13 protein-coding genes are annotated in these 15,544 nt (G+C 34.0%); 3 read left to right on the forward strand and 10 right to left on the reverse strand.

Going from position 1 to position 15,544, the window contains the following annotated elements:
- Window positions 1-195: 195 nt before the first annotated feature.
- The 3 genes from HAW63_04470 to rpsN all read right to left on the reverse strand — a co-directional run bounded on the left by HAW63_04470 (window position 196) and on the right by rpsN (window position 2,551).
- Entirely contained in the window at window positions 196-732 is a 537-nt protein-coding gene (locus HAW63_04470; protein ID MBE8163222.1) for an NAD(P)H-dependent oxidoreductase, read from the reverse strand.
- A gap of 18 nt (window positions 733-750) precedes the next feature.
- Window positions 751-2,121: a hypothetical protein gene (locus HAW63_04475; GenBank protein MBE8163223.1), complete on the reverse strand. Its 1,371-nt coding sequence runs from the start codon at window positions 2,119-2,121 to the stop codon at window positions 751-753.
- Window positions 2,122-2,245: 124 nt separating this feature from the next.
- Window positions 2,246-2,551 carry a 30S ribosomal protein S14 gene (gene rpsN / locus HAW63_04480; protein ID MBE8163224.1) on the reverse strand — a complete coding sequence of 102 codons (306 nt, stop codon included), beginning with the start codon at window positions 2,549-2,551 and terminating at the stop codon, window positions 2,246-2,248.
- Window positions 2,552-2,579: 28 nt separating this feature from the next.
- Here rpsN and HAW63_04485 point away from each other — a divergent pair, with 28 nt between their 5' ends.
- A complete protein-coding gene (locus tag HAW63_04485; protein ID MBE8163225.1) occupies window positions 2,580-4,691 on the forward strand; it encodes a UvrD-helicase domain-containing protein in 2,112 nt (703 codons plus the stop codon).
- 20 nt (window positions 4,692-4,711) lie between these two features.
- Window positions 4,712-5,017 (forward strand): cupin domain-containing protein, encoded by a 306-nt coding sequence (locus HAW63_04490; GenBank protein MBE8163226.1) that lies wholly within the window; start codon window positions 4,712-4,714, stop codon window positions 5,015-5,017.
- 5 nt (window positions 5,018-5,022) lie between these two features.
- Here the strand turns inward: HAW63_04490 and HAW63_04495 are convergent, their stop codons facing one another.
- From HAW63_04495 to menB, 7 genes are read right to left on the reverse strand one after another with little or no spacing between them, the layout of a single operon-like run.
- Window positions 5,023-5,775: a class I SAM-dependent methyltransferase gene (locus HAW63_04495; GenBank protein ID MBE8163227.1), complete on the reverse strand. Its 753-nt coding sequence runs from the start codon at window positions 5,773-5,775 to the stop codon at window positions 5,023-5,025.
- Window position 5,776: 1 nt separating this feature from the next.
- Complete coding sequence (locus tag HAW63_04500; GenBank protein MBE8163228.1) at window positions 5,777-6,775, reverse strand: octaprenyl diphosphate synthase; 999 nt, start codon at window positions 6,773-6,775, stop codon at window positions 5,777-5,779.
- Between the two features lie 39 nt (window positions 6,776-6,814).
- Window positions 6,815-8,068 carry an AMP-binding protein gene (locus HAW63_04505; protein MBE8163229.1) on the reverse strand — a complete coding sequence of 418 codons (1,254 nt, stop codon included), beginning with the start codon at window positions 8,066-8,068 and terminating at the stop codon, window positions 6,815-6,817.
- Between the two features lie 9 nt (window positions 8,069-8,077).
- On the reverse strand, window positions 8,078-9,169 hold the full coding sequence (locus tag HAW63_04510; protein ID MBE8163230.1) for a hypothetical protein: 1,092 nt from the start codon (window positions 9,167-9,169) through the stop codon (window positions 8,078-8,080).
- Window positions 9,170-9,187: 18 nt separating this feature from the next.
- Window positions 9,188-10,111, reverse strand: coding sequence for a 1,4-dihydroxy-2-naphthoate octaprenyltransferase (menA, locus tag HAW63_04515; protein MBE8163231.1), 924 nt, complete (start codon window positions 10,109-10,111; stop codon window positions 9,188-9,190).
- Window positions 10,111-11,586 (reverse strand): hypothetical protein, encoded by a 1,476-nt coding sequence (locus HAW63_04520; GenBank protein ID MBE8163232.1) that lies wholly within the window; start codon window positions 11,584-11,586, stop codon window positions 10,111-10,113. The genes menA and HAW63_04520 overlap by 1 nt, the downstream gene beginning before the upstream one ends.
- A gap of 47 nt (window positions 11,587-11,633) precedes the next feature.
- Complete coding sequence (gene menB, locus HAW63_04525) at window positions 11,634-12,458, reverse strand: 1,4-dihydroxy-2-naphthoyl-CoA synthase (protein ID MBE8163233.1); 825 nt, start codon at window positions 12,456-12,458, stop codon at window positions 11,634-11,636.
- Window positions 12,459-12,547: 89 nt separating this feature from the next.
- On the opposite strand from menB, the gene HAW63_04530 reads away from it, so the two are divergent.
- Window positions 12,548-15,541 carry a bifunctional proline dehydrogenase/L-glutamate gamma-semialdehyde dehydrogenase gene (locus tag HAW63_04530; GenBank protein ID MBE8163234.1) on the forward strand — a complete coding sequence of 998 codons (2,994 nt, stop codon included), beginning with the start codon at window positions 12,548-12,550 and terminating at the stop codon, window positions 15,539-15,541.
- Window positions 15,542-15,544: the final 3 nt, after the last annotated feature.

Here is a 15,544-nt window from a genome sequence, read left to right on the forward strand (position 1 = left end):
AGAAAAAATAAAAAAAGGAAAGATAAAAACTAAACCCGCTAAGGCCACCAGCAGACCACTATTTAAATTCCACAATTCTACGGACTTATAGGTTAGCAATAAAACAAAAGCGTTTTTAAAAATATTGTCATTTAAAGCTCCGAAAAATTGAGTAAAAAAAATAGATGGAAAATTTTTATTTATCACTTTAATCACTTATACATGTAGCTTAATAAATTTACTAAAGCCTTCCACTTGTTTTTGTAAACGATCCAGCATACTTTTGTCGACCAAGGCTCCGTCTTTTATCATATTCCAAACATTAAAGAAAAAAACTTTTTCTGGATATATCATCGAGTTTCTATATAAAAATACTTGTGTTAAATGCTCTACGGGCCTTAGTCCAGCAAATTGGCCACCCAATCCAACAAAGGCCACAAGCTTTCCCTCTAAAGAGGCTGGAAATTGCCAGTAATCCATAAACAATTTTAAAATTCCAGGATAAGAGCCATTGTACTCCGGACACACTATGTGAAAGGCCTTAGCTTTAGCAATTTTATCAAACACAGGTTTTAAATTTTCAGGAATTTTATCTTGGTTATAAGAAAGTCCGTGCAATTGCTGTAAGGGCAAACTTTGTAAATCTATAATTTCTGCCGTTACATTATGTAGCGTATACAACTGCAATAACTGTTTTGACAAAATTAAAGAGTTAGACCCCAAACGATCAGTGCCCGAAATAATATAAATCATATTTTCCCTTTCTAGGTATTATTTAAATATTTTAAAACGGTTTTTATAAACTAACTTACGCCCTAAGCCCCAAGCCTCTAAATTAACAGCCAGCCCCTTGTTTAAAACTGTGCTAACAATAGCTTTACTATTTATAATGGCATAATTATAAAATGTCGCCTTACCAAAAATTTGGCGCTTATTAAAATACTTGTTCCATAGGCCTGGGTATAATCTAGTATGTATACCACTAGTCGTGATTTCGTAAGTGGTAAAACCCAATTCTTTTTTAGGAATTTTTATAAACTCAAAAAAATGCCTATCACCAGAAAGAAAAGCCAATACTGATTTACTTTTTTTGATATTTGGTAAAAAAATATTTTTAAAATTGTTAGGGTGGCTAGCTTCATAAGATTCCCAAGGTAAATAACCACCAAAAAATTGGCCTCCATCAATAAGCCATGCGGGAGTGTTTGATTTTTGCAATTTTGCAAACAACCATTTTTCTTGTGCTTTCCCCCAGTGGGTTTCGTATTTTACTTTTTTAATTTTGCGAAGATTACGCTTATCGTTTACATTGGCTGTTCTAAAAGAGCGATTGTCCATTAAAAATAATCTTTGCCCGAAAGCCTGAACAACATAAGATACCCCTGGCCCTTTTTGAAAAACAGGAGAAATGGGCTTTTGTGCAAAAAAACTATTAAACACTTTTGTAGATTCTTTTTTCCACTTAAAACTAGAGTCACCATCGTTAGTGCCATAATCGTGGTCATCCCAAGTAGCAAATATGGGTATTAATGTTTTTGCCTTATAAAGGTATAAACTTTTTCGCATTTCTACATAACGCGTCCAAAAACTTTTACTGTTAGTAACAGATTGACCATTAATGTAACGATCCACATAAACATTATCGCCTATTAATAAAATTACATCGGGGTGATGTTGCAAAAGTTCTGGCCAAATTTGTTTTTGAACATCGTATGCGTAAGTGGCCGAACAAGAAGCCACTGCCATTTTTACAGCTGTTTTATTTGTGTCTAAGGCTTTAAACTTTCTTTCATCCACCAACACCGAGCAAAAACTACCGCATTTTTTAACACAAGCCTTATCCTTTTTTTTGCAAGACTGTTTTTTTATTACCAACAGACTGTATGTTTTTTTTAACTGCAAGCCTTTAATAAATAGCGTTTCAATAGCTTGATTAGAAAAACTGCGCGTCTTTTTTTTAGCAACAGAAACAACAACCGAGTTTTTTTTATTTTTTAAAAAATTTTTATGGCCCAAGGCAGTCCATAACTTAGATTTTATATGTTTTTTAGAAGCCTCTACAACCAAATACTTATACCGCGTATTTTTATTTACCATTACAGCAATTTGTGTGGAGTGGGCCGTGGTAAAACCCTGTGCCATAGGCAAAACTTTTAAATTTTGCTTACAAGACAGTAGCAATGAAAATAATATTAATAAACTAATGCGAATATTTTTCCCCTTATTTTTTCTATCTAAAACATACAATAGAGCAGGAAATAAAAAACTACCAACTAGCTTTAGTGACTCCGGGTAATTTTCCTTGAAGAGCTAACTCTCTCATAGCTAAGCGTGATAAACCAAATTTGCGGATAATTCCACGAGCACGACCGGTTAAATAACAACGACGAGTTACACGACATACCGAAGTATTGCGCGGTAATTTTTGTAAAGCTAAAAATGCCTCATAACGCTCTTCATCGGTTTTGCTGGGGTCAATAGATTGAGCACGCAAACTTTTGCGATGTTCTGTATACTTAAGTGCCTTAGCATACTTTTGATTATTTTTTGCAATAGAACTTTTTTTTGCCATTCTCTCTCCAATATCTCCGCTATTTTCAATGCCTTATAAGACCTTAGGAAAGTATCAAGAAATTAAATGGATGACAACAATAATATGCTGCATTATCTATTTTTCTATAGACTTTTCTAAGCTTTTTATGGATTCTCCCTTCATGAACACAAACGAAAATCTAGGCCTCCCTCCTATGTGGCAAAAAGAGCTAACTAAACCTCAACAAGAGGCTGTAAGTAGCTTAAACGGCCCATTATTAATATTAGCTGGCGCAGGTTCTGGAAAAACTCGGGTTTTAACCTATCGCATTGTAAACCTTCTTCTTCAGGGGGAGGCCACCCAAGAACAAATTTTAGCCGTAACCTTCACCAATAAAGCCGCGGGAGAAATGCGCCACAGAATTATAAGCATGCTTAAAGATTTACAAATCCCCATATCCTATAATCTATGGATTAATACCTTTCATGCTTTTTGTGTAAAAATATTAAAAGAGCATATTCATTTTTTAGGATTTCAAAGTCCCTTTACTATTTATGATAGCAGTGACCAACAAAGCCTTATTAAAAAATGTTTAAAAACATTAAATATTGACGAAAAAATATACCCTGCTAAAAATTTTCGCTTTTTAATTGGAGAAGCAAAATCCTTAACCAAAAACCCTTTAAAAGTAAGAAAGTGGCTAGAAGATAATGCTTACGAAGATATTGTTGTAGAGGTGTACGATGAATATAAAAAAGAGTGCGAAAAAAATAATGCTCTAGATTTTGGAGACTTACTATTAAAAACTTATGAATTGTTTTTAGCCCAACCAGAAGTTTTAAAAAAATATCAAAATCAATTTAAATTTATTTTAATTGATGAGTACCAAGACACCAATGCCATTCAATACGGACTCATTAAATTATTAGCAAAGAACTCGCAAAGTATTTGCGCTGTAGGCGATGAAGATCAATCGATTTACGCATGGAGAGGAAGTGACATTAAAAATATTTTAAATTTTGAAAAAGACTTTCTTAATTGCAAAACGGTAAAATTAGAAGAAAATTTTCGCTCATCAGAAAACATTGTAGAGGCTGCCTCTCATGTTATTAGTCACAATACTAACCGCAATGAAAAAAAAATATTTTCTTCCAAAGGAAAGGGAGAACATATTTCACTGATGCCTAACTTAAATGAGTTTCAAGAGGCTCGCTACTTAGCTCAGGCTATTCAATACCGACACACTAATAAAAATACCAACTACTTAGACATTGCCGTATTTTATCGCACCCATGCTCAATCTAGAGTTTTAGAGGAGCAATTACGACTAGCTCGTATTCCTTACCAAATTATTGGAGGCATAAAATTTTACGAACGCAAAGAAATTAAAGACTTACTTTGTTATTTAAGACTTTGTAATAACCCTACCGATGATGTGGCCCTAAAAAGGGTAATCAATAGCCCCGTTCGCGGTATTGGAAAAACCACTGTGGAAAAAATAGAAAACATTGCCACAAGTAATAATATTAACATGATGAAAGCCATGCAAAAAATCTTAAATGAAAAGTTATTAAGTGCTGGGCCTTTAAAAAAAATAGAGGCTTTTTTCTTTTTAATGCAAGGGCTTATTCAAAGCGCCTCTACCTCTAGCGTGCTTGTGTTATTATTAGACACCCTAGAGGCAACTCAATATGAAGAAATGTTAAGAAAAGACAAAACTCCAGAAGCCCAAGTACGCCTAGATAATATTCAAGAATTTAAACAATCGGTAGAAAACTTTGAACAACAAAATACCGAAGACCCTACTTTACAAAATTTTTTAGAAAGCACCGCCCTACTTAGCGATACCGACCAAATAGAGACAGACGATCAAGTTTCTTTAATGACTATCCATTCTGCAAAAGGCTTAGAATACAAAGAGGTTTTTTTAGTGGGCTGCGAAGAAGGCTTACTTCCCCATATTCGCTCCTCAGAAGAAGACATTAATGATGAAGATATTGAAGAAGAAAGACGCCTTACCTATGTAGCCATTACCAGAGCTAAAGAAAAACTGTTTTTAAGCTATGCCAAAACACGAAAAACTTGGGGCTATGATGTAGAGCAAAAAGAGATAAGCCGCTTTATCGAAGAAATTCCTAAAAAATATATTCAAAAAGAAAGTGCCTTGGCTTTTTGGTAAATTACGACTAAACTCCAATTATGATTGTTCATCGATGGCAAGCGAAAATTATTCCTTCTAAAACTCAAATTCAAAAAATTTTTGAAGCCGATGACTTGCAAGCAAAAGAAGACATTGTTGAACCAACCACTACAAAGCCTCAAGAAATTAAAAACCCGTATACAGAAATGAGAGTCGTAGTGTCTGGCGCACTCTTTGTAGAAATCATAGGAAATAAATTACTATTACGACCTGGGGATAAAATTATTATTCCCTCTAATACAAAGCATACAAAAACTACTCAAGGCGATGCCCCATGCGTGAGCTTAGTGGCGTATCAGTTTTAAACCCATTAAACTAAGTAAACATCATAACGAACTAGTTTTCCCTCTAAAATATAGTTAGGTTTTTTTAAACTAGGTGTTTTTTTATGTCGCTTTAAAACCACGCGCTCACTAGCACAGGCTAAGGCTTGATTAAGCAATAGTACATTTTTTTCTTTTAAGCCCTCTGTGTAAGGCTCTAATACCTGCAGCACTTGCATGGATTTATTACTCAAGGCTTTTCTAGAAGAAATTTCAAACATAGGGTCCATGTAAATAACTGGTGGTCTTTGGTTGGTATCTATCAAATTTTGCATATAATTTAAGGAGTTTTTACCAATTAACACAAACTCGCTAGACCTTGTGGTTTTTTGCAAAGCTGCCGTCACCAAAGAAACAATCGTTTTAGATTGCTCCACCGCAGATACTTTTATTCCCAAACTAGTTAAAATAAAACTATCTTCACAAAAGCCTGCTGTAATATCTAAAACAGAAACTATTTTTTTATCTAAACCTAAAGCTCTGGGTAACAAACTTTTTAAAGACCATGCTTTTTTTTTAAATTGCTCTTTTTTGTTATCAGAAAAATCTAAGCCTAAGCTTTTACTCCCTCCCCAAGAAGGAAGATATACATCTAAAAAACCCAGTTCGTCTAAATACAAAAAGGCCGTGTACTTTTTATCTTCTTTAAAAATTAAATGCAAATTAAGCTGTTTAGCTAATACTTGCGATGGGTTCTTCCATTGATCTTTTTTACATAAAAAAGCGACACTAGAGGACAATTTAAGTATTTCTCCAGTAAAATATATCAGGCAAAGATCTTAAAATAGCTTGTAATTCTTTTTTCTCTACTTTTAACAATGGGGATACCTTAGCTATACAATCATCTACTTTATCATAGTAAGTGTTAATTTTTGCAGTGTTTAAGTTATCAAACTCTTTTAAAGATTGATTAAAAACTTCTTTAGAAATTATGCTTTTTACCTCTGACATGGTAGAACATTTTAATAAATCTTTTTTTAACTCTCGGTTTTTTCGTATTAAAAAAATAGCAAAAGAGTTTAATACTCCTGACTGTAAGTCTGTTAAAATGCTTTTTTCTTCTTTGTTGCGAATATTAAAATCTAATAAATCATCTCCTCTTTGAAAAAAAATACCCAAATCGGCACCAACACTTTTTAAAGACGCTATAATATCTTTATCTAAGTTAGGCCTTAGCAATAAAAAAGGCGCTACTAAACACCAAGAAAACAATACTCCCGTCTTTAATTGAGCCACTTTATCGCGCTCTTTTAAAGACAAATCCACTTCTATTTCTTTTTGATTTTTTTGCGTCTCTTCCATAATGTCTTGTAACCACTCCCCCTCTAATAAATCAGAAACAGTGTTAGCCGTGTAATTTACTAACTCTATAGAGGTGGATTGTGATAAATTGACCATTACTCTAGCTAGTAAATAATCGCCAGCTAATACCGACGACTCTGGTCCGTATTTTTTCCAAGCCGTAGTTTTACCCCGTCGTAATACGGCCTTATCTATTAAATCGTCATGAAGTAAAGAAGCATTATGAATAAATTCAATGCTTTGTGACAACAAATCAATACTTTCTTTTTTTAAAAACAGCGTTTTAGAAATGGCAGCCACAAAGCGAGAGCGAAAATATTTTCCATTTACAAACAAATCATCATACAAATTATTTAATTTGGGCAAATACTTTGGAAAATCTCCCTTACTATACACTTTTGGAGGAGCAGCATTAAATTTGTACAATGTTTTAATCATAACTAGCTGTATAACATAGTAAAAAAAAAATTCAATTTTTTATTTTTTACCTAACTGTAATAGTGGTTTAATTGCCTCTACCCGTAATTTACCCAAGTCTGTTTTTGGTATTGTTGGTAAGTAATAAATGCAGCGTACTTTTTCATGGCTTTGCACTTTGTTGTTAAACGCGCTTACCAAAATAGAAGTGTTTTTTGTAGAAATATTGCTGCATTCAGAAATTAATACTAACCTAAAACCTTCTTTAATATGTTCTTTTGGAAATAAATATATATTTTTTAAATTTAAATTATTATGTAAATTTAAATCCTCTAACAAACTATTTAGTTCTTTTAAAAAAACAAGTTTCGATTTAATTTTTATTTTACCCCAACCCTTACTTTTAAAATATAATTTTCTATCTTGTAAAATTGCATGGTCTTGAGTTAAAAACCATTCTTGATTGGTATATTCTTTTTTAGTAATTAAAGTATTGTTTTTTACAATAAACTCTGCACTAAGCAAAGCGTCTGATTGTAAATACAAGTTTTCTTGGTTTACCTTAGCGTTTATATGCGGTAACAATTTCCAGCAAGTGACATAGCTTTGCACCGCTTTTTTTATATCTTCTTCGTTAGTTTCTTTTTTTAAAACCGCCTTTTGAAGTGTTTTTAAATCCTTTAAAGAGGCCGTGGCCACTTGCGAACATAACTCGGTCATTCCATAAGTAGAAATAATGGGCCAACCCAACTGTAAAGCTTTATAACAAAGTTCTGCACTTAAAGCACTTCCTCCAACTATGACTAAGCGTACATTTTTAGGGCAAACTATGTTTTTAGTTATTAAATCAAAAACTTGAGCGGGAACTAAAGAGGTTACAGAAATATTTTCTTGTTTTAATAAATTTACAAAATGCGTAGGCGACCATGGTTGTACGATTTTTTTACTAACTAAAGTAGCCCCCGAAACATACGCCCTAGCTTTAACCGCTAAATCTGCCACATGATAAGGCGACAACACACTTAACAACCTATCTTCTTCTGTAATTTGCAAATGCTTGTTTACCACTTTGGCCGATAATAATAAGGCCTTTTTAGAAAGGGCCATAATTTTAATTTCTTCACCACTTAAACTACCCGAGCTAGCAATAAAAATGTGTGAAGAAAAAGTATCTGCAGATAAAATATTGGCCTTAAGCTTTTCTGATAAGGCTTTGCTTTTTTTTAACAACCAAAAGGGCTGCTTGCTTTCCCATGAAATATTGTCATCACCCTCTTTGAGGGGGGTTGTGCCCGTATGTTTTTTAAATTTCATAGTTAACACTTACAAATCGCTCCACTTTAATACGCTGGGGTTAAATATATTACTTACGCAGTATATTGGCTTTTTTATTTTTAATACAGAAGAATTATTACTAAAGTATTTCTTCCAAAAAACACCGTCTCCTGTTGTTGGAAAAGTGTTTAACCCAGAGTCTAAAAATATCTGACTACTGTATTTGTCTATTAAAGTGTTTAAACTTAATAAAGCAAACAGTCGACCCACTCCATGATCCATATAGTGCGTTATAACAAATTTTATATTTTTAGTATGGTATGTTTCTACAATTTGCTCTACATTTTGAACGGCTGGCTTTAAAACAATGACAGAAAAGGCCAAGGCTTTATCTGCTTTAAAATTTAAATTTTTGCCGCCATCTTCATAGGCATTTTCTTGCAAACAAAAAGTATTCCATTCTAAATCAATAGCTAAAGGATAATGGTATTTATCCAATAACTGCACCCAGTCTGTATAGTTATAAGGCAACGGGTCTTCTAAAAATTCTACTTGTAGCGATGAGTTTTTTAAAATATTAGAAAGCTTGCTTAAAAATGTGTGTACAAATTTTATATTTACATTTGCATTAAAATCTAATCTTAATAAAAATTGGTGCTTTGTGTTTTTAGTTAAATTTAAAAAAAAATCTTCTAGCGCATTCATATCTTCTATAATTTTTACTTTAAGGCTTCTGTAGCCTTGAAGCCACAAGGCATTTAAATTAGAAAAAGGAAAGCTACCAATATCCCCAATTAGGTAATGATTACTTACGCAAAAAGACTCCGAAAAAAGAGCGGTTTTTTTTTTTTGGTATTGCATATCTTGAAAGGCGTATTTAACCGACCGCATTGCTTGAATGCTATTAAGAGAAGGCTTACAAACCTCCCCTACCGTGCTAGATTTTTTTGTATTAAGACTTTGTAAAGCCAACACAGATTTTTTTAAAGCCTCTTTGTTTAAATGCGAGTAATCCGAATAGCCCACTAAATGATCGCTGCTTTTACACTGAAGTAAAAAACCCTCTTTACATACAAGCTTTCCTCTTAAAGGCTCTTGGTAGCCGATTTTATAAGAAGAAATTTGATACTTATAGTTCATTGTTATTACCTTAAGGTATTATAATTTTACTTCTGCATAAAAAATAGAAAATACTTTTAACGCAGTATAAAAAAAGTACAAAATAGCCGCTTTGGATAAAAAACTAGTATAGCCTTTAGGTTCTTTGACCTTATTTAAAGAAAAATAAAATTGTAAATACGCAGGAAGTAAAAAATACGGCGCTCTAGCAAAGGTAGATAAAACCACACAGCGTAAATTATTAAAATGCGTTAAATACAAAGTCCATTCGTGCAGCATCATGGCCAGCACAATAAAGCTTGCAATTTCTTTTTTGCCAAAATTTTCACCAAACCTTACTACCAAAGTGTTTTTATTATTAATAGAATCTTCTTCGATATCACGAAGGTTATTTATCACTAAAATAATACAGCATAGCATTCCTAACTCTAAACCTGTTAAAAATACACCCAAAGAGTAAGTCATAGTTTGCAAGTAATAGGTTCCTCCCACAGCTACTATTCCAAAAAATGCAATAACAAAAAAATCTGCCATTCCTGTATAAGCTAAAGCCCACCGACTGCCTGTATATAAATAACCAAAAAATAAAGAGGCTGCTCCGATACTAATAACTACTGCGGGCGCCTTTACTATTAAGGGAATGGCTAAAATACTAGCCAGTATAAAAAAACCCACAGCCCAATATTGAATATAAACGGGCTTCACGAGATGCTGTGCTAAACGCTTTGGGCCTACTCGCTTATCTCCGTCGCCTCCCTTTTTAAAATCTAGGTAATCATTAAATAAGTTAGTGCCAATTTGAATACACAAAGCAGAGAAAAGACTAAATAAAAATAGAGTATAAGAAAAGCTTACTTTAGAGGTTTTATAAGCTAAAGCCGCCCCCACCAAAACCGGCGCCACACTGGCTATCAAAGTTTTAGGGCGAATAGCATTAAAATATATTATAGCTTTAAAAAACATTATTTTTTAGGAAAAGCCATATATAAAACTTTTTTAAACCAAGATTTAGAAAAGTATCCCAAGTGAGAACCTTTTTTCCATTGTTGAAAATGTTTTTTTACTTTTAAATATTTAGGAAATAGGTAAGGCTTACTCCAATCCGCAGAAAAATTGGTAAAGTCATCTTCGGTAGTAAATACACTAAAATTATCATGACCTTTTTTGTAAGCTAAATGTAGCCAATACGCCAATGTATCTGGACTTGCTGCAAAGTTTTGCGAGCTTCGATTAGATAAACCCTTTAGCATCCAATTGTCTTCTAATCTGGAGGTGCTAATTTTAGAAATATTAAGTAAAGGATTGTCTATGTAATAAATATGCGTGTCGTAAGCATAATCTTGAAATGTAGACCAAACGCTTAACTGTTTCGCCCAAAGTTGCAAGCCCACATAATGAGGATTTACTTTCCACGGAAAAATCCACGGTTCTTTTTTCGTTGCTAAAGCCTTGTTATTAAAATCCACGCCTTGCATATTGTATGCGTTCAACACCCTTTCAAAAGAGGCAATCGCCCCTGGAGAATAAGCAGCACATTTAAAAGCATGTTTTTTATGGTACTTATATTTACGAAACAAATTAATATTTGTATATAAAGTTCCATTATAAATTTTAATTCCCGCACCTCTTCTAAAAATTTTTTGAACAGGGCCCGCTTTTGTTTTGTTAAATTTTGCAGCTTCTAAAGACTCCTTAATTAAAGGGTCTAGTAATTTTAGTATCGTAGTACTAAATTGTACTTGCGGACTTAATAAAAAAGTTTTTCCCGAAATTATTTTTTTCTTATCTAAAACTAAGGCCACCGCAGAAAGAAAAGCTCCGTAACTCATTCCCACTAAATGCACTTTTTTTATTTTGCTAGCATTAGAATTTATTAAATATTCCATAGCTTCTAAAACAATTTTTGCCTCTTTTTTAAAAGAGCCAGAGGAGTCTCTAGGGTACTGGTGTATATATTCTGCAGAAAAAGGGTTGGGCAAAGCAAACACATGATAACCGTTTTGATAAAGTAAATTAAACAACCTTGTGGGACTAATGCCTGAAGACTGCGCAAATAAACCAGGAACAAGGACAATTAAGTCGGTGGTCTTTTTTTGCCATCGCCCACGAGCTGGCAGAAAATTATTTTGTGGCGAAGGAGCGCAAGACTCTTGGTCATAAATTCCTTTGTCAAAGTGGGTTTTTTTAAAGGGAATTTTCCATTTCTTTTGATGACTAAAAGGGTGTGCAGAAAAGTCTTTAAGGTTTTGTATTTTACTAAAAGCCAGGCCTAATGCCTCTCGTACATAAACTGATTGGTTTTGCTCAGGGTTACCTTCTGGGTGCAACTCTTCACTATGTTGAACGCTTTGCAAAACACCTTGTTGCTCGGCTGTCCAAAAGGCTTTAGAAACATAAGGGTTTAGTGCAATATATGCAAAAACGATTATCCACTTCATAAATACTCCTTACCCAAAAAAGGCTGCTTAATTTTTTTTACTATATATTAAGGTAAAATAGGAAACTTAGAAAAATCGGGTGGCCGTTTTTCTAAAAAAGCCTCTTTACCTTCTTTTGCCTCTTCAGACATATAATACAGTAAAGTGGCATTACCAGCCATGTCTAACAAACCCATTTGTCCATCACAATCTGCATTTAAACTAGTTTTTAAACAACGCAAAGCCATGGGAGAATGTTGCAACATTTCTTTACACCACTCTACGGTTTTATCTTCTAAGTCTTCGTAGGGAACCACTATATTAACTAAACCCATTTTTAAAGCTTCTTCGGCAGAATATTGGTGACATAAAAACCAAATTTCTCGAGCCTTTTTTTGACCCACAATGCGAGCCAAGTAACTACTTCCTAAACCACCATCAAAAGAACCCACTTTAGGCCCTGTTTGACCAAAACGAGCGTTGCTGGCGGCAACGGTTATATCACAAACCACATGAAGTACATGCCCGCCCCCAATAGCATAACCGGCTACCATGGCAACCACTGGCTTGGGCATAAATCGAATTTGCTTTTGTACATCTAAAATATTTAAGCGTGGAATGCCATCAGCACCAACATACCCTGCATGTCCTCTAACTTTCTGGTCTCCTCCAGAACAAAACGCTTCTTTACCTTCGCCGGTTAAAATAATTACACCAATTTTAGAATTTTCACGGCACCACTCTAAAGCCTCTTTAAGTTCTATAACCGTTTGAGGGCGAAAAGCGTTTCTAACCTCTGGGCGATTAATAGTTATTTTCGCAATACCTTTATCTAAGGTCTCTAACTTAATGTCTGTAAAATCTTTAGCAGTTTGCCACTTATACTTAGTCATGCCTACTCTATACCAAGAGATAATGTTTTTACAAACTTTTTCCATTAAGCCCTTGCTAGAATTGTGTTTTTTGACTAAAACAGAGTGACATGTTTACCAAATTGCAAGAATTACATATTCAAGAAACAGGAAATCAATTACTGGATAACTCCGAAGCGCAATCTAGCACTTCCATCTTTAATAAAGATTGGTGGTATGGAAATATGATGGACTGGAGTATGCAGAAACCAGAATTTAAAACCAAAATGTTTCGTTTTGTAGATGTGTTTCCTTATTTAAAAACTGGTGAAGAAATTATTAAACATTTAAAAGAATACTTTGAAGAGGAGGGCAAACTTCCTCCCCTCTTTCAATGGGGGTTAGGAGTTGGAAAATTAGCGCCTAATATTTTAGCTGCAGGATTAAATAAAAATATGACTAGCATGTCAAAAATGTTTATTACTGGGTCGACTAGCGAAGATGTTTTAAAGTATTTAAATAAAGCAAGGCAATCCTCACTAGGCTTTACCATAGATCTTTTAGGGGAAGCCACTTTATCAAAAGAAGAAGCTAGTGTTTATAAAAAACGCTATGAAGAATTAATTATAAATCTGTCTAAGGCCAGCCAGTCTTGGAGTAAAAATGCTATTTTAGACAGCAATGAAAAAGGAGATATTCCCTCGGTAAATGTTTCTATAAAAATGACAGCGCTTTACTCGCAAATAAAATTAGAGGCTTGGGAAGAAAGTCTTACTGCCATTAAAGACACACTTCGCCCTATGTTTTTACTGGCAAAAAAACATTTTGTTTTTATTAATTTAGATATGGAACAATACGAGTATAAAAACTTAAGTATACAAGCTTTTAAAGAATTACTTTCAGAAGAAGATTTTAAAGACTACCCTCATTTTGGAATTGTAATACAGGCTTACTTAAAAGATTCTTTAAATGATTTGCACGATTTACAGCAGTGGGTAAAAAAAACACGCAAAACTCCCGTAACTATTCGTTTAGTAAAAGGCGCCTATTGGGATTTTGAAGTAATTACATCTAGCCAAGAAAATTGGCCCTGCCCCGTTTACACTAATAAATCAGAAACCGATTCTAATTACGAAAACTGTACCAATTTTTTACTACAATCTTACCCTCACCTGTACCTAGCCTTGGCTTCTCATAATGTACGGTCTATTAGCACGGCCATAACCTTAGCTAAAGAATACAAAGTTCCTCAAAAAGCCATAGAAATACAAATGCTTTATGGAATGGGCGAACCTATTAAAAGTAATTTAATTAAAGACAACTATCGACTAAGAGAATATACCACTGTAGGCGACCCCATACCTGGAATGGCCTACTTAGTAAGACGACTATTAGAAAATTCTTCTAATGAAGGTTTTATAAAAGCAAAATTTATAGACAAAACAGACACATCATTACTTTTACAAAGTCCTCACCTTTTAGAAAAAAAAGAAAATAAGAAAAACACAGCACACTTTGTTAATACCCCTTTAATCGACTTTTCTTTAGCCACTAGTCGCAGCCAATTACAATCTGCAATAGATAAATTAGAAAATAAACTGTCTAGTAGTTTATTTAATAAAGAAACGGGCTTAAATGCATTTTCTGTCATTAATGGTGAAGAATATAAAACCAATAATGTTTTTATTCGCAATAATCCCTCTAATAAAAAACAAACAATTACAAAGGTGCATCTTGCAGATGTAGACCTTGCAGAAAAAGCTATTCAAGTGTCTAAAGATTTTTCTAATCAATGGCAAAATACCGATGCTAAAAAACGCTCTGCAATGTTAAAACAACTGGCGGTGTTGCTTAAAAAAGAACGCTTTCGCTTAAGTGCTTACATTATTTTAGAGGTGGGAAAAACTTGGCGAGAAGCCGACGGCGATGTGGCCGAAGCTATTGATTTTTGCCTTTACTATGCAGATTTAATTTTACACACCAAAGTAGATGTTAGTAATGTGGCGGGCGAAAGCAGTATTTACGACTTTCAAGCCAAAGGGCTTTGCGCAGTAATTGCTCCTTGGAATTTTCCATTAGCTATTTTAACAGGAATGAGTGTTGCCGCCTTAGTAACAGGCAATACCGTTATTATGAAACCTGCCGAGCAAAGCAGTGGTATAGCCTATGAATTAGTACAATTAATGTTACAAGCCGGTTTTCCAAAAGCTGCTATACATTTACTGTGTGGAACTGGAGAAAACATAGGAGAATACTTAGTACAACATAAAGATGTACGACAAATTGCTTTTACAGGATCTAAAGAAGTGGGTGTAAATATTTTGCAAAAAAGTAACACCTATAAACCAAAACAATCTTATAACAAAAGCTGTGTTATTGAAATGGGCGGAAAAAACGCATTAATTATAGACTCTGATGCCGACTTAGACCAAGCCATACAGGCCGTTATTAAATCGGCTTTTGGATTTCAGGGGCAAAAATGTTCTGCCTGCAGTCGTATTATTATTTTAAATAGTATTTATGATCAATTTGTACAACGCTTAATTCCTGCGGTAAATAGTTTAGTGGTAAGAGAAGCAAAAGACCCTAAAGCCTTTGCCGGACCTGTAGTTGACCAACAAGCTTATGATAAAATTATGGGTTTTATTAATCGTGCAGAACAAAGAAAAATTCCTAATTTATTAAAGTATAATTTAGAAAAACAAAAATTTGCAGAAAATTATAAACAAGGCTTTTTTGTGCCTTTTTGTATTTTTGGCCCTGTAGATTCGCAAGATGAACTTTGCCAAGAAGAAATTTTTGGCCCCGTCTTATCTTTAATCAAAGTAAATAGCCTTGAAGAAGCTATTAGTACTGCCAATGCTACAAGCTTTGCCTTAACGGGAGGGATTTTTTCTAGAAGCCCTGCCAATATTGAAAAAGCAAAAAAAGAACTACAGGTTGGAAACCTTTACATTAATCGCGACATTACAGGAGCATTAGTAGGCCGACACCCTTTTGGAGGCTTTAAAATGTCTGGATTAGGAAGCAAAGCCGGAAGCCCCGATTACTTAAAAGAATTTATGAATCCTGTTTGTGTAACAGAAAATTTAGTGAGACAAGGGTTTTCGCCAGATTTATTGTAAAGC

The sequence above is a fragment of the Pseudobdellovibrionaceae bacterium genome (assembly GCA_015163855.1).
Taxonomy (GTDB): domain Bacteria; phylum Bdellovibrionota; class Bdellovibrionia; order Bdellovibrionales; family UBA1609; genus JAAOIH01.

What these genes read in the sequence shown, in the direction of transcription:
- HAW63_04470 (MBE8163222.1), bottom strand. Translation starts at nt 732, where the DNA reads ATGATTTATATTATTTCGGGCACTGATCGTTTGGGGTCTAACTCTTTA.
- HAW63_04475 (MBE8163223.1), bottom strand. Translation starts at nt 2,121, where the DNA reads ATGGCACAGGGTTTTACCACGGCCCACTCCACACAAATTGCTGTAATG.
- rpsN (MBE8163224.1), bottom strand. Translation starts at nt 2,551, where the DNA reads ATGGCAAAAAAAAGTTCTATTGCAAAAAATAATCAAAAGTATGCTAAG.
- HAW63_04485 (MBE8163225.1), top strand. Translation starts at nt 2,580, where the DNA reads ATGCCTTATAAGACCTTAGGAAAGTATCAAGAAATTAAATGGATGACA.
- HAW63_04490 (MBE8163226.1), top strand. Translation starts at nt 4,712, where the DNA reads ATGATTGTTCATCGATGGCAAGCGAAAATTATTCCTTCTAAAACTCAA.
- HAW63_04500 (MBE8163228.1), bottom strand. Translation starts at nt 6,775, where the DNA reads ATGATTAAAACATTGTACAAATTTAATGCTGCTCCTCCAAAAGTGTAT.
- HAW63_04505 (MBE8163229.1), bottom strand. Translation starts at nt 8,068, where the DNA reads ATGAAATTTAAAAAACATACGGGCACAACCCCCCTCAAAGAGGGTGAT.
- HAW63_04510 (MBE8163230.1), bottom strand. Translation starts at nt 9,169, where the DNA reads ATGAACTATAAGTATCAAATTTCTTCTTATAAAATCGGCTACCAAGAG.
- menA (MBE8163231.1), bottom strand. Translation starts at nt 10,111, where the DNA reads ATGTTTTTTAAAGCTATAATATATTTTAATGCTATTCGCCCTAAAACT.
- HAW63_04520 (MBE8163232.1), bottom strand. Translation starts at nt 11,586, where the DNA reads ATGAAGTGGATAATCGTTTTTGCATATATTGCACTAAACCCTTATGTT.
- menB (MBE8163233.1), bottom strand. Translation starts at nt 12,458, where the DNA reads ATGACTAAGTATAAGTGGCAAACTGCTAAAGATTTTACAGACATTAAG.
- HAW63_04530 (MBE8163234.1), top strand. Translation starts at nt 12,548, where the DNA reads ATGTTTACCAAATTGCAAGAATTACATATTCAAGAAACAGGAAATCAA.